23 protein-coding genes and 1 tRNA gene are annotated in these 15,277 nt (G+C 69.5%); 1 reads left to right on the top strand and 23 read right to left on the bottom strand.

Annotated elements, in window-relative coordinates; genetic code table 11:
- The 21 genes from KHC27_RS12510 to KHC27_RS12410 form a co-directional block, all read right to left on the bottom strand.
- Window positions 1-237 (bottom strand): hypothetical protein (locus tag KHC27_RS12510; RefSeq protein ID WP_213339660.1); only part of this gene is annotated, 237 nt, incomplete at its 3' end.
- Window positions 238-240: 3 nt separating this feature from the next.
- Window positions 241-1,161: a phage tail terminator protein gene (locus tag KHC27_RS12505; protein WP_213339659.1), complete on the bottom strand. Its 921-nt coding sequence runs from the start codon at window positions 1,159-1,161 to the stop codon at window positions 241-243.
- Window positions 1,158-1,655 (bottom strand): HK97 gp10 family phage protein, encoded by a 498-nt coding sequence (locus tag KHC27_RS12500; protein WP_213339657.1) that lies wholly within the window; start codon window positions 1,653-1,655, stop codon window positions 1,158-1,160. The genes KHC27_RS12505 and KHC27_RS12500 overlap by 4 nt, the downstream gene beginning before the upstream one ends.
- The gene (locus KHC27_RS12495; protein WP_213339655.1) at window positions 1,652-2,203 is read right to left on the bottom strand and encodes a hypothetical protein; all 552 of its coding nucleotides are present in this window, start codon (window positions 2,201-2,203) and stop codon (window positions 1,652-1,654) included. Before KHC27_RS12495 ends, KHC27_RS12500 begins: the two co-directional genes overlap by 4 nt.
- Window positions 2,204-2,342: 139 nt before the next feature.
- Window positions 2,343-4,397 carry a phage major capsid protein gene (locus KHC27_RS12490; protein WP_213339653.1) on the bottom strand — a complete coding sequence of 685 codons (2,055 nt, stop codon included), beginning with the start codon at window positions 4,395-4,397 and terminating at the stop codon, window positions 2,343-2,345.
- A complete protein-coding gene (locus KHC27_RS12485; protein WP_213339651.1) occupies window positions 4,397-5,980 on the bottom strand; it encodes an ADP-ribosyltransferase in 1,584 nt (527 codons plus the stop codon). The genes KHC27_RS12490 and KHC27_RS12485 overlap by 1 nt, the downstream gene beginning before the upstream one ends.
- Window positions 5,980-7,821, bottom strand: coding sequence for a hypothetical protein (locus KHC27_RS12480; protein ID WP_213339649.1), 1,842 nt, complete (start codon window positions 7,819-7,821; stop codon window positions 5,980-5,982). Before KHC27_RS12480 ends, KHC27_RS12485 begins: the two co-directional genes overlap by 1 nt.
- Window positions 7,822-7,823: 2 nt before the next feature.
- Window positions 7,824-8,531, bottom strand: a complete 708-nt coding sequence (locus KHC27_RS12475) for an NlpC/P60 family protein (RefSeq protein WP_213339647.1) — start codon at window positions 8,529-8,531, stop codon at window positions 7,824-7,826.
- A 1-nt stretch (window position 8,532) separates the two neighbouring features.
- On the bottom strand, window positions 8,533-8,769 hold the full coding sequence (locus KHC27_RS12470; protein WP_213339644.1) for a hypothetical protein: 237 nt from the start codon (window positions 8,767-8,769) through the stop codon (window positions 8,533-8,535).
- Window positions 8,770-8,772: 3 nt separating this feature from the next.
- Window positions 8,773-8,982, bottom strand: a complete 210-nt coding sequence (locus tag KHC27_RS12465; RefSeq protein WP_213339642.1) for a hypothetical protein — start codon at window positions 8,980-8,982, stop codon at window positions 8,773-8,775.
- An 86-nt stretch (window positions 8,983-9,068) separates the two neighbouring features.
- Window positions 9,069-9,449 carry a hypothetical protein gene (locus KHC27_RS12460; RefSeq protein ID WP_213339640.1) on the bottom strand — a complete coding sequence of 127 codons (381 nt, stop codon included), beginning with the start codon at window positions 9,447-9,449 and terminating at the stop codon, window positions 9,069-9,071.
- On the bottom strand, window positions 9,446-9,817 hold the full coding sequence (locus KHC27_RS12455; protein ID WP_213339638.1) for a hypothetical protein: 372 nt from the start codon (window positions 9,815-9,817) through the stop codon (window positions 9,446-9,448). Before KHC27_RS12455 ends, KHC27_RS12460 begins: the two co-directional genes overlap by 4 nt.
- Complete coding sequence (locus KHC27_RS12450; protein WP_213339636.1) at window positions 9,814-10,209, bottom strand: winged helix-turn-helix domain-containing protein; 396 nt, start codon at window positions 10,207-10,209, stop codon at window positions 9,814-9,816. The genes KHC27_RS12455 and KHC27_RS12450 overlap by 4 nt, the downstream gene beginning before the upstream one ends.
- Window positions 10,206-10,469 (bottom strand): hypothetical protein, encoded by a 264-nt coding sequence (locus tag KHC27_RS12445; RefSeq protein ID WP_213339634.1) that lies wholly within the window; start codon window positions 10,467-10,469, stop codon window positions 10,206-10,208. The genes KHC27_RS12450 and KHC27_RS12445 overlap by 4 nt, the downstream gene beginning before the upstream one ends.
- On the bottom strand, window positions 10,466-11,152 hold the full coding sequence (locus tag KHC27_RS12440; protein ID WP_213339632.1) for a regulatory protein GemA: 687 nt from the start codon (window positions 11,150-11,152) through the stop codon (window positions 10,466-10,468). Before KHC27_RS12440 ends, KHC27_RS12445 begins: the two co-directional genes overlap by 4 nt.
- Window positions 11,149-11,373 carry a hypothetical protein gene (locus tag KHC27_RS12435; protein ID WP_213339630.1) on the bottom strand — a complete coding sequence of 75 codons (225 nt, stop codon included), beginning with the start codon at window positions 11,371-11,373 and terminating at the stop codon, window positions 11,149-11,151. The genes KHC27_RS12440 and KHC27_RS12435 overlap by 4 nt, the downstream gene beginning before the upstream one ends.
- Window positions 11,373-11,669: a hypothetical protein gene (locus KHC27_RS12430; RefSeq protein WP_213339628.1), complete on the bottom strand. Its 297-nt coding sequence runs from the start codon at window positions 11,667-11,669 to the stop codon at window positions 11,373-11,375. Before KHC27_RS12430 ends, KHC27_RS12435 begins: the two co-directional genes overlap by 1 nt.
- A gap of 220 nt (window positions 11,670-11,889) precedes the next feature.
- The gene (locus KHC27_RS12425) at window positions 11,890-13,383 is read right to left on the bottom strand and encodes a DDE-type integrase/transposase/recombinase (RefSeq protein WP_213339626.1); all 1,494 of its coding nucleotides are present in this window, start codon (window positions 13,381-13,383) and stop codon (window positions 11,890-11,892) included.
- Complete coding sequence (locus tag KHC27_RS12420) at window positions 13,380-13,838, bottom strand: DNA transposition protein (RefSeq protein ID WP_213339614.1); 459 nt, start codon at window positions 13,836-13,838, stop codon at window positions 13,380-13,382. Before KHC27_RS12420 ends, KHC27_RS12425 begins: the two co-directional genes overlap by 4 nt.
- Window position 13,839: 1 nt before the next feature.
- A complete protein-coding gene (locus KHC27_RS12415; RefSeq protein WP_213339611.1) occupies window positions 13,840-13,983 on the bottom strand; it encodes a hypothetical protein in 144 nt (47 codons plus the stop codon).
- A 53-nt stretch (window positions 13,984-14,036) separates the two neighbouring features.
- Window positions 14,037-14,160, bottom strand: a tRNA-OTHER gene (locus tag KHC27_RS12410).
- A 252-nt stretch (window positions 14,161-14,412) separates the two neighbouring features.
- On the opposite strand from KHC27_RS12410, the gene KHC27_RS12405 reads away from it, so the two are divergent.
- Entirely contained in the window at window positions 14,413-14,661 is a 249-nt protein-coding gene (locus KHC27_RS12405) for a hypothetical protein (RefSeq protein WP_213339609.1), read from the top strand.
- Here the strand turns inward: KHC27_RS12405 and KHC27_RS12400 are convergent.
- Window positions 14,651-14,875, bottom strand: a complete 225-nt coding sequence (locus KHC27_RS12400; RefSeq protein ID WP_213339601.1) for a hypothetical protein — start codon at window positions 14,873-14,875, stop codon at window positions 14,651-14,653. The two genes, KHC27_RS12405 and KHC27_RS12400, sit on opposite strands and share 11 nt — an antisense overlap.
- A gap of 2 nt (window positions 14,876-14,877) precedes the next feature.
- Window positions 14,878-15,177: a hypothetical protein gene (locus tag KHC27_RS12395; protein WP_213339593.1), complete on the bottom strand. Its 300-nt coding sequence runs from the start codon at window positions 15,175-15,177 to the stop codon at window positions 14,878-14,880.
- Window positions 15,178-15,277 lie beyond the last annotated feature (100 nt).

The raw sequence follows: 15,277 nt of genomic DNA, 5'->3' as shown, positions 1-15,277 counted from the left end.
CCCCGGCTCGCGATCGGCCGAGTAGTAGGCGGAATAGGCGTGGGCCTGCTCGCCCACGTCGTTGGTGCCGTCGAGGAAGATGTGCAGGTTCACCAGCCCCGACAGATCGTCGGAAATCTGCGACCACGGCCGCACGATGATGGCCGGGCGGACCTCGCCGGCCCGCTTGCTGCCGGCCGGCAGCACGTAGTGGACGATGCGGCCGGCAGCGACGGTCGGCACGGCAGTGTGCGACATGGATCACTCCTCGATGTAGATGGACGGGGTGAAGACGTCGCGCCACGCGATGTAGCCGGCAGCCACATCGACGGGCCCGCCGCCGGCATAGAGCAGCGGGACGTCGACCACGCCGGCCGGCCCGTCTCCCCAGCCCAGCAGGGCCGAACGGACCAGATCGCGCAGCGCCTCCAGCCCTCCGGCGGCAAGCGCGCCCTGCGCCGCGGTGAAGTCCGCCGGTGCCACGACAATGACGGCGATCGAACGGTCGACCCGCTGGCGCGCCTGGATCGTCTCCGGGTTCGGTTGAGCCCGGTCGGCGACAGGGATCACCAGAGCGGACAGACCGGGCGGCACATCCTCCGGGTCCCAGGCGAGGCGGCCCTCGATCGTCCCGAAGAATCCGCCGGTTTGCGCACCGAGCCGGTCGACCACGGCCCCGATCAGCCGTCCGGCGGCGTTGTCGATCAGCTCCAGATCGCCGTTCGGCGCCGCCTCGATGGTCTGCACGTCGAGCTGCAACGCCACGCGATGGCAAAGCACACCCGCGAACATCACTGGCTCGATCCCGAGGAGCTGCAGTCCGCTCGCGCCATCGACCGGCAGCCCGCGCACGATGCCGCCCAGTGTCGGGTCGACCCGCTCGGCCGCGACAATGGCGTCCGCGAGGGCGCCGGCGACGATCTCGGACTGATCCCCATCGACTACGGCCAGCAGGCCGATGATCGCCCAGCGGCTGGTGACGAGCGTCGCGCCGGAGGCGAGGCGGCGCCGGCGCGCATTGACCCGGCTCACCCGCCAGCCGCGCACCCGTCCATCCGCGGTGTAAAGCTCGATGAACGCCTTTTCGCTCGCAGCGAAGCGCTCATAGGCATGCACACGGCCGATGTCTGGAATGGCTTCCAGCAACCCCGTCAGTGCATCGCGGATCGCGGCCGTGCTCATTGCCCGGCCCTCACGACGCCGCGCGCCGCGGCCTCCGCCAGCAGCTGCTGGATCTGGGCCTGCGTCGCCTTCAGCCCCTCCTCGAACATATGCACGGCGGGAGTGCCTTCTTTGGCGATCTTGCGGGCGATGGCGAAGGCAATGCCGCGACCCTCCTTGCCTCTTTTGCCGAGCTTGCGCCGCACCCAGTCCACCAGCGGCTCGACGGGCGGCATGTGCGGGCGCGAACCGAGTTCGACCGGCTGGGCATAGGACAGGGAGGTGCCGACATCGCCCGTGATGACCGGCTGGGCCACCACAACCGGCAGGGCGCCGATCGAGTCGCGAAGCGTCCCGGCGCCGGACGTCGGCGTGCGCTCGCGGATTTCCCGCTCCAGCAGGAGCTGACCTTCGACCACCCCCGGGACCATCTCCTCGAGAAGGATGTCCGGCGCCGCGGAGAGCCGCGCGTCGATGACCGGGAAATTCGTGCTGATGAGGGTCGGCTCGATCATCCGCGGCGCCCCCGAAACAGCAGGCGCCCATACCTGGTGGTCGACGGCAGCGGCGGATTGACCGTGACGGAGGCGGCCTGCACCCGCTTGGGATCGATGCCGAGCAAGTCGTGATAGCGCTTGCGCGCGGTGCGGGCGCGCTCGGCGTAGTTCGGCGCGGAGACGCCATGATCCACGGCATCGGCGACGATCAGGCTCGACTGGTCGCCGGAGGTCATCGCGGCGACCTGGTCCAGCAGCACGGCGGCGGCATATTGCGCGACGGCTTCCCGGTCGCGCGCGGGGATGGTGTCCGCCGACCCATCGACGACGTGGGGTAGCGACCAGGTAAGGCGACAGGTGGCGCCTTCGGGGACGTGGCGCGGCAGCCCGATCACATCGCCGGCCGGGGTCTCGATCAGCGCCCAGGTGTGACCGGGCAAATGGCAGGGGGGCACATGGCCGATCGGATATTCGATCGCGGTCGGAGCGGATTCGCCCGGTGACCAGCCCTCCGGGAGGTCGAGATGGCGCGGCGCCGGGTTCGCCTGTACGGCGAGGTCGGACACGCGGCTGCGCGGCCGGTCCTTGCCGTACAGGCGAGCCCGATGGCGCGGTCTCGGGACGCCTCGCCGAGGCGCCCCACCACATCGCGCACGAGATCGCCGACAAGCGCCTGGTAATCCGCGAGCATGTCGCCCTCGCCGATCAGGCCACGACGGACTTGGCGAGGCCGCGATAATCCATGACGTTGCCGCCATAGATGTGCCGCAGCTTCCACGTCAGCACGTCGTTGGTGAACATCGAGCCGACCGACGGGCTGTCCTGGACGAAAAGCTCCGGCTCCTCGTTGCCGTCGAGGAACCCGATCTCGACGGTCGGAATATCGGCCGGATCGGCCGACACGCACCAGTCGTTCGCATCCGTCCAGTAGAAAACCGGCACGATGGTCGGCTTGAGCGACTGGACGAAGGTCTCGTCGAGATTGGTATCGCGGCGGAACAGGTCCGCGGCGACCTGCTCGCCATCGGCGGAGACCCAGAGATATTTCGGCGCGATGCTGAGGCGTTCGTTCGAGCCCGCCTCCGCCTGCTTGAGCATGGCGAGGCGCGCGGCGGCGTAGCTGCCGGCGTCGAGCGCCGCGGTGAACAGGTTGTTGTGGTCGACGTGAAACAGCGTCTTGGTGTCGTAGATGACGGGATTGGTCCGCAGGAAGTCGAGCACGAACTGGGCGAGGGTACGCTTCGCCGCGCGGGACAGGCGCTGCGGGATGCGCTGGATGACGCCGACGTCATCGTTCTTGATCATTTCCAGCGAGATGCTTTCGGTCCCGCCGCGCTTGGCGACGCTGTACTGCGCCTTTTCATCGTCGGGAGAGGTGACCGGCTGATAGGCACCGCGCTCGGCGACGATCGGCAGGTTGCCATACCCGCCGAAGCGGGTGCGCTGCTGCACCCGGAAATCGCTGATCGGCACCGGAGCCCCGGTCAGCAGACGCCAGACATCGAACTGCGACTGCGCCCGATAGTCCGCCAGCATGCGCCGGGTGATCGAGTCGCCGAGGACGACGTCGAGCGAGGTGCTGTCCAGCGCCTCGCGCATGAGGCCCTCGTCGCAGTTGGCGAGCTGGCCGGTGACGCGGGTATCGCCGGTGATCGCGACGTAGCACTCCTTGATCGACCGGGCGTGGCGGTGGTCCTTGTGGGTCGGGTCGAAGAACGCCTCCAGCATGGCGCGCACCTTGTCGGCCCGCGTCTCGCCCGTCTCGATGCGCGAGACCGCGCCGAGCCCCTGCACCCGGCCGGCCTGCATGAGCGGCGCGATATAGGCCTGCTCGGCGGAGATCGCCGCCGTCACCGTCGCCGGCGAATAGTCGCCGCGCGCCTCCAGCAGCTCCAGCACCCGGGTGCGGGCGGCTTCCGGCAGCGTCGCCCGGGAGACCTGCTCGCGCGCGCCATGGCGCGCTTCGACCACCGCCAGCACCTGGGCGAGGTCCTCGCGGGTCAGTCCTGCCGGCGGGGCGACCGGGGGAGAGGCCGGCGGCGCCGCCTCGTTCAGCGCTTCGCCGAGTGCCTCGACGAGCTGGGCCTCGGTGAGCTGGGCCTCGTCCTTGCCCGCCAGATAGGCCGGGCGATGCGTCTTGAGGAGCTTGAGCAGGAGCCAGCGGGGCATCGTCTCATCCTGGGTGGTGGGGGGAACGGCTGAAGGCTCGGCCTCCAGCACGTCGAGCACGCGGCCGTCCGCGCCGGGCTCGACGATCAGGTCGACGGAATTGACCTTGGTGAAGCGGCCGACGCGGCGGACGCCATTGACGGTCTGGTAGGTGCCGCGGGCGTCGATCGAGAGCCCGAACAGGTTGCTCATGCCGCGCGATATCGCCTCGCGCAGATTGACGACCATGGGATCGGCGGGATTGAGCGCCTCGAAGGTCGCCTCCAGCGTGCCGGTGTCGGGCGACGCGCCGGGAACGAAGTTCACGCCGGAGATGCGGCCAAGCACGGCGCGCGGGTCCTTGCCACGCAAGGCCAGGTGCTCGGCGTCCGGCTTCACGATGACGCGCGCACCCTCGAACAGCGGCGCGCCCTCGCGCAGGGCGGCGTCGGGATAGTAATTGCCGTTGCCGGAAACGCCGGCCCGGATGATGCGGACCCGGAACCGGTTTCCCTCCTGCGCCTCCAGCACCGCGCCGGCGCCGGCGAAGCTCTCGCCGGCGACAGGTTCGGCCTCGCGGAACGTGCCAAGGACCTGACGGGAGCGCGGCATCACAGCAGCTCCACGCCGGTATCGGCGTCGATCACGCCACCGGTCACGCCGTCGATGCGGTACTTGCGGCCGGCCGTCGACACGATGGTGAGAATTCCGCCGTCGAGCCGATAAGCGAGGACGCAGATGTCCGCCCCCCCATAATCGAAGCGGGCAGGCACGCGCCCCTCGCCAGACGCGAGCGCGGCGATGCCGCGCACATTGGCCGCGCGGATCGTGTCGTCGATCGGGAACGGCACGCCGTTGATATAGGCGGCAGGATATCCTGCCGGCAGCACAAATTCGACAATGATCCCCCCATCGGCATTTCCCTGCGCCATCTCGCGGCGGATCGAGGACGAGAAATAGCCCGCGGCCGGGGCGCTGACATCGCCCGGGCGCAGCTTGAGGTTCGGTGATTGCGGGCCTTCGCCGTGCCAGAGCCGCGTCGGCGCCGGCAGACGGGCGGTCGACAGAGCCGCGTCGAGGCTGGCGATATGCCGTTCGATCGCCGGGCTGACGGCATCCTTGCGCAGGGCCTCATTGATCGTGTAACCGGCCGAGGTCTTGTAGACGTTGATCGCATGACGCTCTTCCCGTGCCAGCGAGCCGGCCCATGCTGCATACTCGCGCTGCAACACGTAATGCTCCTCGATCGGGCTCGCGAAGCTGCGAGGCGGCAGCTCGGCGGAGACCGGTGTGGGCGTCGGCGCCGCCCGCACCTCCTCGGCCACGCGCGCCACCTGCGAGCGGGCCAGCTCTTCGGCGCTATAGGGCTTTGCGCCAGGCGTGGAGACGCGCCAGTGCCGCATGAATGGCAGGGACGAGCAGCCGCAGTTGATGCGGTCTTTCGGGTCGAGCGCGGGATCGCGCGGCTTCATGATGTCGATGCCGCCAACCCGGAACGGCTTGTCGACATCGACGATCTGGCCATCCGCCAGCTCGTGGGTGATGCGCGGGTGCAGCTTGCCCGACCGGCGCCACTGCTTCTGGAGACCCGTGACACCGAGTTTGACCGCCTGTTCCATGCGCTGCTGGCCGGCCTCGGAATAGGCGGTGCCGAGTTCGGTCCGCACGATGGTGCGGGCACGGGCAGCGGGCGCATCGATCAATTCGCCCACCTTCTGTGCCGCGGCGAAAGGGCTCTGCACCCCGATCGCCGCCTGACCGATCTCCTGATTGACCTTGTTGACCGTGGTCGTCGAGATGTCGCGGATCCGGTCGGTCTGGAAGGACTTCAGGGCCGTGAGCAGCCTCAGGTCGAGTGCCGGCAGCCGTCCCCCGATGTCGATGCCGCCAGCGGCGAGCGGTGCGGTGACGAGATCCGAGCCCGCCGCCCAGGAGCGGTCGATGCCGGTCATCAGCACGTCGGTCGCGCCGCGCTCGAAAGCCTCCAGCGCGCGCCGCACCTCGACCTGCAGCTGGCCGAGCCGCCAGGTCTCGAACTGCGTCGGCGTCCCCGCCAGCGCGGCGAGGACGCGATTGCGGGCGATCGTGAGGTAATGGACGATCTCGTTATACGTCTCGCTCTGGATCAGCACCGAGCGAGCGAGCTGCGCCCGCCGTTCGCGCCGGAACCGCCGTTCCCGCTCCCGATCGTCCATCAGTCGGCCCGCGGGACCGCCGTGCCGGCGGCTCCGTCAGCCGGCATCGGGCTCTCCGGCGGCAGATCGTCCGCCGGATCCGCCGCGGCCGCCGGCGGCGGCCGGAACACGTCGTCGGCCTGCCGCTTGTCCCGAGCGACCCGGGCGGCTTCCAGTTCGGCACCGGCGTCGATCTCCACGCCGAGCTTGCCGGCGATCGAGGCGATGAGCTGGACGGCGGTCTCCTCGCTGAGCAGCCCCCGATCGACGGCCGAGGCGGCCGCGGCCACCACCTGCGCCAGCGCCTGGGCATAGCGGGAGACGTCCACCGACTGCATTTCGGGGAATTCGGCGCGAGGCATCATATCATCGGGCAGGACCGAGGCATCCTGACCGGTCGCACGCAGGCGCTGGCGGATCGCATGACGCGCCTCCGCCTCGATGATCGCTTGCCACAGCAGCTGGCGCCGGCGGAAGATCTTGTAGGTGGGTTCGTCCATCTCCGCCGCCGTGGCGCGATTGACGTCGCCGCCGCCGCCGTACCAGTGTTCAGGTATGGTGCCGCCGCCGAGCACCTCGTTGCGCACGACGCGAAGGGTCTCGGAGGCGTCGGCCGCCTCAAGCTTCGGGCTGATCGATTCCCATTTCTCCGCCTCGTTATGCACGCGCACCGACATCGGGCGGGGCGGCGCGATCGAGGCGGCACGTTCGGCTATTTGCTCCGGGGTGGCACCGGTGACGGTGACATCCCAGATCGCCGTCCGCAGCGCCGCGGCCCGTTCCACCTCGCCGAAGATCAGCTGGGTGTAGGCATCGGCGATGTCGATCGCAGAGAGCAGGTCGGAGCGTCCCCGGGTGCCGGTGAGCAGGTCGTTGACCCGCCAGAAATGGCAGTCGCCGGCCGTCATCGCCGCGCGCAAAGCGATCGCCGCCGGCGTCAGGATGTCGTCGTCGCGGCCTTCGAGGATGACGCGATAGGTCTTGAGATCGGCCCCTTCGCAGCCGACCTCCACACCGATCGGCAGCGCGGCATTGTCAGGGTCGATCACCACCCGGCTGATACGCGTGGGGTCGATCGCGCCGTGGCGCACCAGACCCGCCGCCGTCGTGAAGACGACAATGACCTGTTCCCCGAACAGGGCGAGCTCGCGTACGCGCTTTTCCAGATTGAGGTCGAAGCGGTTGATGGGATCGCACCACCATTCCTTCAGCCAGCTCTGGGCCTGTTCGTTGTCGCAGGTGACCGACACCCCGTCGCCGAGAATGAAGGCGAGAGGCAACTCGACCAGCCGGTTCGCGAGCCTGTGCTGCTCCCAGGCGTGGTGCGCCAGCTCCTGCATGCGCCGCTGGGTCACCGGGTTGAGGTCGCGCTTTGTCGATGACAGCGGGCGCCAGCCGCTGTCATCGTCCGTCACGGTGGCTCCGGCCGGGTCGGCGCCGGCCGGATCGGCATCGGCATCCGCCTCGCGGAACCACCCCTTGAGCCAGCCCCACATGATCATCGTCCCCTGAACATGGCTGTGCGGCGATCGCCGATGAGCCGGCCGTGTCCGAGCCCGCCGGGAGCCCGGATGATCGTCGACGGCGCGACGGTGACGCCGGCGGAGCCCACTGGTGACGCCGGTGGTCAGCGCGAGGTGGAGCGCGTCGCGGTGACGCTGGTCGAGGTCGATGCCGAAGCGGGTGCGGAGCGCTCCCGCGAGCCAGGTCAGGAACGCCAGCACGGCGCCGGAAGCGGCGGCCGTGATCCACGGCGTCACCAGATCGACCAGCGGCGCCGCGGAGACCAGCGTGTCGCCGGCGAAGGCGCAGCCCGTGCCGGCGGCGAGCAGAAGGGCGGCGAAAAGGACGCGGGACATCATGGTCAGGCCTCGTTGGTGGAGCTGGCGCCGGACCCGCTGATCACGTTCGCGCCGATCGAAGGGAGGTCGAAAGTGGTGGGCCAGCGGGCGCCGAGAAGCCGGTCTTTGGCGATCCAGGTGTCGGACACCTCGTCGGCCTGATTGCCGCCGCGAATGCGGTACTGGCTGGCGTTCTCGCCGAGATAGAAAGCGACATGGCCATCCGTCCCGGCGCGCGACCCGCGCCAGAACACCATCACCGCACCGGGCGTCGGGCTGACCGACAGGCCGAATGTGAGCCAGTTGCGGGCGAGATAGGGGTTCGCCGGCAGCGGCTCATGCGGCAGGCCGAGCGCTATGCAGGTCTCGACAAAGTCCCCACACCACGGCAGCCGGGCAGGGTCGCCGACCGTGCGGCCGTCGCTGCGCAGCCACGCCTTGAGCGTGGCATTGTCCTCGCGCTCATGCAGACCCATCCGGCGCGAGGCCTCCGCCATCCACGGCAGCACCAGCCGGGCGTCCGGCGCGACAGCGACGTCCCTGGTGCGGGCGATCAGGGCCGCCTGCGTAACGGCGCTGATCGTGCCGGGCCATTTGACCACCAGCCCGGCGGCAGCCTGGAACTGCGCGACGGCCGCGGTGGTGCGGCGGCCGAGCACGCCATCGGCCCCGGCCGGGCCGAGATCGTAGCCGAGCGCGATCAGCCGCCGCTGGATATCGCGGATGTCCATGTCAGTGACCTCCCAGCCAGACGAGCACGAAGAGCAGCAGCCCGCCGACGAAGCTCCCGACCATGGTCCAGGCCGGACGCGAGATGAGGCGGGGCGCATCGGACGGCCGCCAGCGCCGGTGCAGCACTCCGCCCGGCAGGCCGATGGCGAGGCCGACCCGCGCGGCGGTGTCGCCGAGCATGCCGACCAGCAGGAGCACGCATTCCGTGGCGAGGAAGCAAAGGGGAAGCGGCACCATGGCCTACGCCTCCACGCGCAGCAGCAGGCCAAGCCCGACCAGCGCGATGAAAACCATCAGCGCGAAGATGATGCCCGTTTCCCACGCGCGCTCGCCTGCATTGGAGCGATCGCCGGTCAGGTCGAGCACAGCATAGGAGATGCCTCCGGCGACGGCTCCGACAACCGGAGGCAGCAGGCCGATGGCTAAAGGGAACGCGATCCAGAATGGCATGGGGGCTCCGCGCGCGATGCGAGAGCCCGAAGATCGCAGCATAACCGCGCGGGTCATGCTCCCCACGGTGAGGGACCGGACCCGGGTTAAAACGGGAGCGAGAGCTGCCGCAGGCGCTCGGCGCGCTCGTCGACCAGCCATTTGCGGACGGTCTCGTCCGACACATGCAGCTCACGCGCAATCTGCACGATCGCGACGTCCTGCGCAAAGCGCACCCGGGCGATCCATGGCTTGGCAAGAGGGACGCGGGCGATCCGGCCTTGGATCTGGGTGGCGAGGGCGCGGATGCCGTCCTCGCCTATGACGTCGCGGACGGCACTGTTCTGCTCCGGCCGGCGGGCGATGTAGGTCGGGCCGCCCCCGAACGCGAGCAGGAACGCGATGGCACCATCGATACCGAGCGCGCGCACATAGGGCTCGACCTGCGCCGGGATATCGATGTTCAGAGTCGGGGCGGCCGGCTTCATGTCGCGCGTTCCGCCTCCCAAAGCTTCTGAAACTCGTCCCAGCAGGTCCGCTCGGCCGCGCGGGCGCGGTCATAGGCGCGCGCGGCGCGGGTAAGGGCATCCTTTGCGTCAAGGCACGCCTTCTCCAGCGCCAACTTTTTGCGCGGCGCGGTCTTATCCTGCAGTCCTGCCATCCAGGCACTCATGGCGCGGGTATGGGCCGCCATCACCTCAAGCTGCTTGTCGCCCAGCTCGCGTGCCTTGTCGGCAAGCGACTGATGGCGGACCCACAGCAGGTCGGACTGTTGCACCCGCATGAACATCGCGCGCTCGCGGATCCAGGCCAGCAGCTCGTCCCGGGTGAGATCGTCGAGAGTGAGCGGCGTCATGGGGCGCCACCTCCCAGCGCATCGCGGACGCGCTGCAGGCTCGCGGCTGGCAGATAGTAACCTTGGCCGGAAACAGTAATGATATCGATGCCGAGAGGGCGGAGTTTCTTTCTTATCCTGCAGACATACACGCCAACGATGTCGTCGTAAGGCACTTCATTCGTCCTGCGCCAGTACAGGGCGTCCATGATCAATCGGACGCTGTAGAGGCGGCCTGACGCCAGCACCCGAAGCAGCGCCGTCTCCGTCTTGGTGAGCCGCCAGTCGGGCGGGAGCGGCGCATCACCGTCCAGCATCGCCCGATAACCCGCGACCTGCTCGACGAGCCTCTCATTTTCGGCACGCAGCCGATCGTTCTCACGGCGAATGTCGGTTAGCGAGAAGGACTTCATCGACTCGCCCTCGCCCTCGCGCGAAGCTCGGCGCGTGCCTCGGCCAGCAGCTCGCCGGCGCGGCGTTGCGCGGACGCCATGTCGTCGGCTTGGCTGTAGCTGCTCGGCACGCCGGGCACCGCCACCTTGACCACCAGCCGGCCCCGGCCGGCGCTTCCAAGCCAGTCGCCGCTCGGCCAGATCTCCGCACGTGCATCGCCCTCCGCCTTGCCGGAGGAGCAGCGCGCGCCGAGATCGGTCCACGCGAACCCCTCGCTCATGACGCCACCGCCTTCCCGCGCTTCGCCGGAGCCGGCGACAGTCCCATCGCCTTGCGCAGCCGGTCGCCCATGAGCCGCATGAGCTGCGTCAGTTCCTCCGACGACGCATCGTTGGGAAGCGGCAGGTCGTCATAGGCGACGCCGAGCGCATCGAGCCGGCGGCGCTGGGTGTAATAGACCGCCACCTTCTGGGCGCGCGATTGATTGGACGCACCCCACGCCACGCCGGCCTCGCGCGTCAGCCAGTCCTTGATGGCCTCGACGGCCTTCGCGGCCGCGCGATGGTCCTGCAGGAACCGGGTGTGCGAAACGCCGGTCTGCTTTTCGACGAAGGCGAGCAACGCTTTGTCGGAGCGGTCCTGCACCACGCCGAGATTGTAGCCGGAGATCCACAGCGCCTGGAGCTTGTGGCCGTAGGTACCGTCCAGCCGCCCGCCTCTTGACGCCGGCTTCACCGGGCGTTCAACGGCCCCTGAACGGCGTTGAACGCCGGGTGCGCGGCCCGGCTGCGCCCGCATGTGGTCGAGCAGCCGGCCGGCGGCGGACGCCGTGAGGTCGGTCGAGGACCGGCATCCGGTCTCGCGCTGCATGACGTCGCGATAGGTCTCATCATCGAGCCCGATGCGGGCCTTTTCGGCGTGGATGGCGCCGATCTGCTGGCGCGAGGCGGGAATGTGGATCATGGGCCAGTGCCTCCGTTGAGCCGCACCTCGGCGGCAAGGATGTCGGTTGTGAGAGCGGCGAGCTGGCGTTCGATCGCCAGCCGCCGGGTGCTGCGCGGGTCGATCCGCTGCAGCCGGGCAAGCAGCCCCTCGCGCTCCGCCCGCAGGCTCCGCAGCTGCTTCGCCATCTCCCAGGCGAGGAGGGGCGGCAGCGCGGGCGAGGCCGGGAGCGCGCGGGACATCATGAGGCTCCCGCGAGCGGCACGATGTGCGTGCCATCGGCGAGCAGCGCATCGGCAAAGATGTCACCGATCAGCAGCTCGGCGATCTGCTGATCCCTGGGTCGGCCGGCCTGCACCGCATGGGCGAAGTCCCGGTACGGGTTGACGTGGCGCCCGGCGACCGTGAAGCCGCGCCACGTCACCAGGCGCCGGGGATTGGCGCACCGCAGGTCGTGCGCCATCTGTCGGCGTTCGGCCGGCTCCTCCAGCATGGCGCTGGTCGGATCGGGCACCGGCACCTGACGGATCAGCGTCATGGCTCGCTATCCCCCTCGAAAAGCGGGATCGCCGCGGGCTTGCACCAGCGCGCCACGTCGTCGACCCGATGCAGGGCGGTACGCTGACCCGGCGGGATCCACATGGGCGGAAGCGGATCGGCGCCCTTGACCCAGCACACCCACAGATAGTCGGTGGCGGTGGAGCCCTCCGGCTCCCAACGCCCGCGATGCATCGGCACGCGCTCGGCGTAGTAGGCGATCAGGTGGGGCGGGTGGCGCCGTCATATTGCGCGGCCTTCGCCGCCGGCGTCAGCCCGTCGAGGCCCTCGTGCTCCCGGTGCGCATAGGCGATCTCCGCCCAGGCATCGAGCCGGCGCTGCAGCTCGAACGGGTCGAGCTGGACGCAGAAGGCGTTGCGCTCGTCGTGGTCGCCGAGCCGGGCGGCGAAGGAACGCCGCGCCTCGATGGCGGCGCGGTCGGCGACGTTGTGGCCGATGAAGCCCGGTTGCAGCGGGCCGAAATCATGCTGCAGCGTGTGGATGACACGCTCGACATGGCCCTTGTCGGTAGGCGTGAAGGCCGGGGAAAGCTGATGCTCGATCTTCAGCGACGCCAGCACCGCCCTGGTGGCCTTGGCGACGAAATCCGAGCCGTTGTCGGTCTTGATCGTGGTCGGCACGCCCCAGGCCAGCAGCGCCCGGCGCACCAGCGCGATCACCGCGGCCGCGCGGGGCGTGCGGGTGACCAGCACCATGATGCGCCGCGACCAGAGGTCGATCAGCACATAGACCGAATAGCGCCCGTCCAGCGTCAGCACGTCGGCCGGCGAGGCATCGATCTGCCAGATGTCGTTGAGACCGGCGCCGGTGAACTGCTCGCCGAACGCCATCTGGCGCTTCGAGCGCCAGGCGTCGGGATTGGTGATGTTGAGGATCAGGCTTTCATGCCGCTGCTTCAGCTTGGCGACATGCAACTGGAACAGCCGGATCGAGGGCATCTCCACCACTTCGCCGCTCGGCAGCACCAGCTCCGGCCCGAAATTGCCGATGATCTGGTCGCGCAGCGCGCGGCCCGACAGGTGCGGCTGCTCCGTGATCAGAGTGAGGATGGCCCTCGAGACCGCGCCGGCGCCGGGCAGGACCCCGGTGGGGTCTATGGCGATGTCCAGCACGCCCGTGCCGCGCCTGTTGTGGTGGTGTCCCTTGAGGGCCTGCAGGTCGCCGCGCCGCACGGTCTGGCAGATGCGCAGCAGGGTGCGGGCGGAGAGCTTTGGCACCGCGTTGAACACCCATGCCGGCAGCCCCGAGACCGCGGCCGGCCCCACCGGGGCGCGCCCGGCCTTCACCTCCAGCGCCGCATGGGCATAGAGCGCTGAAAAGGCGGCGTAGGCGCGTGTGTCGGAATAGCCGCTGGCGGCCTTCAGCTCCTGCACCGCCGCGAAGATGGTGGCCTTGGCGTCCCGGCGCTTCGTGGCATTGGGGCCATCGGCGAGCGGGAGGCTGGGGGCCGATGGCGCCGGCGCCGGGGCGGGTGCCGGCGCGAGGGCGAGGCTCGCCCGCAGCCGGGCCAGCTCGGCGGCATCGAGTGCGGCCTGGATTTTCGGGGGCAAGGATCGGAAATGATAGAGACGGCGGCGTCCGCCCCGACCCGTTTCCTCGGTAAATAGCCAGTTGTCAGCGTTCGCCTTGCGCAGCGCGCTTGTGCGGTCCTGCTGCAGGGCTGCGGCAATCTCGGCGATCGTCACCGTCCTCATCGCCCGCCACCTTTCCAGCGGCGGCGGCCCTGACGACGGACCCGCTCCATCTGCTCGATGGCCTCCACCGCCATCGCCTCCTCGATGGCGCCGACATAGCGGCTCTCGATCACCGCGCGGCCAAGCGTCTCGGCGGCGAGCTGCAGGAGGCGGGGGTCGCCGGTCACCACACCCAGCGCGATGACGCGCAAAAACGAGATGGTGTGCTCGCTCTTGGCAAGGCTGGCATAGGCGTCGAGCATGGCGCGGGGCACGTCCTCGCCGAGCCAGGCGGACATCTCTTCTGCCACCGCGTCGCGCGGCATTTTCGTCGCGTCCAGCGTCTCGCGCACTGCCCGCGCCACACGGTCCCGCCAGCTCGCCGCGCGCACGCTCGGCTCCGCGAAGCGCTCGACCACGGTCGGCGGCTCCCAGGCGAACAGGTCGAGCGTGTGAGTATCGCGGCGGGGCGACATGTCAGGCCACCTCGCCATGGGCGGCCGCATCGTCCTCGACGACGGCCCGCAGGAGCGATGCGGCGCAGCTCGCGCAGCTCTGTCCCGCCGCCGCGGCGAGCGCGGAGAGCCGGCGGTACGTCGCCGGATCGAGCACCACCAGCATCTCGACGTCTTCGACGTCCGCCGGCGTCGCGGCTGTCCTGCCGGCAACGGAGCGAGCACCTGCCGGATTCGAACCGGCACGAGGGTGGCCACCCTCCCGGGATGCGGCAGGTCGCGACCCCACCGCAGCGCCCGGCTCCGACTGCCGCGGTGCGCTGACCATTTGCGCCAAGGTGCTCATGGGTGCCGTTGCCGGCGGGACAGCCGCGGCCGGGGCCGCAGCCTTTGCCTTCGGCGCGACATCCGCCCAGGACCAGACGGGGCGCTTACTCATCGCCCCCCCCCGGAAAGGCGCCGGGCGGACGGCGCGGATGTCGGCCGCCCGGCGGAGTCGAGGGAGGATGCGGGTAGCCCCGCCGCCCCACCACTGGCGCAGGTGGCGCGCTTCCCCGACACTCGGATTTGGGAAAACGAGTCGGAGGAAGAGGAAGTGCTGAAAGAAGGAATGAACCCCGGCGACATCGGGACTGAAATGGCAACCGTGGTGGTGCTTCGGCAGCTATATCGGCTGATGGCCGAGCTGCACGGGGTCGACAAAGCCGGGGTCGCCGCATGGCGAGACGAAATTCGTCGAGAAATCCAGAGCGCTATGACGGGAAGGCTGCAAAGCCACGTTGCGATCTTGGAAGGCGCAGACGAATTGGTGACCGGAGTATTCCACGGCATCGCTAACCCCTGACGATGCCATAGAGGCGTGCGAGAATGGCATCGACCTCCTGCGAGGTCACAGCGTCGGCTGTGGCCTTGCTCTGCTCGCGCTGCCACGTATCCAGCCGCGCGATCATGCCGTCGCGCGGCGCCGCCTGGGCAGCCGCGATGATCGGCGGCCCGAGAAAAACCATCTCGGCGCGGATGTAGACTTCACCCGGCAGCTCGATCCAGTTGCGATCCATGCTCACAGCCCCAGCGCCCATTCGAAGACACGCATCAGCCCCCAGGCCATCGCCGCCACGACCGCGAGCGAGCCGAGCACCAGCGCGGCGCCGATCGCGATGACGCGCCAGAGCGGGCGGCGAGGCGCCGCGCCGGGCTCGATCGGGAAATCCAGCGCCGGCAGGTATTCCCGCCGCGGTGCAGGCGCGTCGCCGAAACCGGCGAACTCGTCGAGGATCACGACGCCTTCCCGACCGCGCAGGCGGGCCGGGCGGTTGTCGCCGTCGAAGCTGTAGGGATCGCGGCCGAAGGGCTGGGACATCAGTGCACCTGAGGCAGATGGGTGAGGACGGAAGCGATCGCGGCGACGATCGCGGCGAGCAGGGCGGCGCACACCAGCAGGCGCGCGGCGGTGTCGGTTG

Source organism: Ancylobacter lacus, assembly GCF_018390635.1.
Lineage (GTDB): Bacteria > Pseudomonadota > Alphaproteobacteria > Rhizobiales > Xanthobacteraceae > Ancylobacter > Ancylobacter lacus.
The sequence above is the reverse complement of the archived record's forward strand: the minus strand, read 5'-3'. Positions and strand labels throughout refer to the sequence as shown.

What these genes read in the sequence shown, in the direction of transcription:
- KHC27_RS12400 (WP_213339601.1), bottom strand. Translation starts at nt 14,875, where the DNA reads ATGGATCGCAACTGGATCGAGCTGCCGGGTGAAGTCTACATCCGCGCC.
- KHC27_RS12485 (WP_213339651.1), bottom strand. Translation starts at nt 5,980, where the DNA reads ATGGACGATCGGGAGCGGGAACGGCGGTTCCGGCGCGAACGGCGGGCG.
- KHC27_RS12475 (WP_213339647.1), bottom strand. Translation starts at nt 8,531, where the DNA reads ATGGACATCCGCGATATCCAGCGGCGGCTGATCGCGCTCGGCTACGAT.
- KHC27_RS12455 (WP_213339638.1), bottom strand. Translation starts at nt 9,817, where the DNA reads ATGACGCCGCTCACTCTCGACGATCTCACCCGGGACGAGCTGCTGGCC.
- KHC27_RS12460 (WP_213339640.1), bottom strand. Translation starts at nt 9,449, where the DNA reads ATGAAGCCGGCCGCCCCGACTCTGAACATCGATATCCCGGCGCAGGTC.
- KHC27_RS12440 (WP_213339632.1), bottom strand. Translation starts at nt 11,152, where the DNA reads ATGATCCACATTCCCGCCTCGCGCCAGCAGATCGGCGCCATCCACGCC.
- KHC27_RS12480 (WP_213339649.1), bottom strand. Translation starts at nt 7,821, where the DNA reads ATGATGTCCCGCGTCCTTTTCGCCGCCCTTCTGCTCGCCGCCGGCACG.
- KHC27_RS12505 (WP_213339659.1), bottom strand. Translation starts at nt 1,161, where the DNA reads ATGAGCACGGCCGCGATCCGCGATGCACTGACGGGGTTGCTGGAAGCC.
- KHC27_RS12490 (WP_213339653.1), bottom strand. Translation starts at nt 4,397, where the DNA reads ATGCCGCGCTCCCGTCAGGTCCTTGGCACGTTCCGCGAGGCCGAACCT.
- KHC27_RS12445 (WP_213339634.1), bottom strand. Translation starts at nt 10,469, where the DNA reads ATGAGCGAGGGGTTCGCGTGGACCGATCTCGGCGCGCGCTGCTCCTCC.
- KHC27_RS12415 (WP_213339611.1), bottom strand. Translation starts at nt 13,983, where the DNA reads ATGCTGGTGGTGCTCGATCCGGCGACGTACCGCCGGCTCTCCGCGCTC.
- KHC27_RS12430 (WP_213339628.1), bottom strand. Translation starts at nt 11,669, where the DNA reads ATGACGCTGATCCGTCAGGTGCCGGTGCCCGATCCGACCAGCGCCATG.
- KHC27_RS12470 (WP_213339644.1), bottom strand. Translation starts at nt 8,769, where the DNA reads ATGGTGCCGCTTCCCCTTTGCTTCCTCGCCACGGAATGCGTGCTCCTG.
- KHC27_RS12450 (WP_213339636.1), bottom strand. Translation starts at nt 10,209, where the DNA reads ATGAAGTCCTTCTCGCTAACCGACATTCGCCGTGAGAACGATCGGCTG.
- KHC27_RS12435 (WP_213339630.1), bottom strand. Translation starts at nt 11,373, where the DNA reads ATGTCCCGCGCGCTCCCGGCCTCGCCCGCGCTGCCGCCCCTCCTCGCC.
- KHC27_RS12465 (WP_213339642.1), bottom strand. Translation starts at nt 8,982, where the DNA reads ATGCCATTCTGGATCGCGTTCCCTTTAGCCATCGGCCTGCTGCCTCCG.
- KHC27_RS12500 (WP_213339657.1), bottom strand. Translation starts at nt 1,655, where the DNA reads ATGATCGAGCCGACCCTCATCAGCACGAATTTCCCGGTCATCGACGCG.
- KHC27_RS12395 (WP_213339593.1), bottom strand. Translation starts at nt 15,177, where the DNA reads ATGTCCCAGCCCTTCGGCCGCGATCCCTACAGCTTCGACGGCGACAAC.
- KHC27_RS12420 (WP_213339614.1), bottom strand. Translation starts at nt 13,838, where the DNA reads ATGTCGCCCCGCCGCGATACTCACACGCTCGACCTGTTCGCCTGGGAG.
- KHC27_RS12425 (WP_213339626.1), bottom strand. Translation starts at nt 13,383, where the DNA reads ATGAGGACGGTGACGATCGCCGAGATTGCCGCAGCCCTGCAGCAGGAC.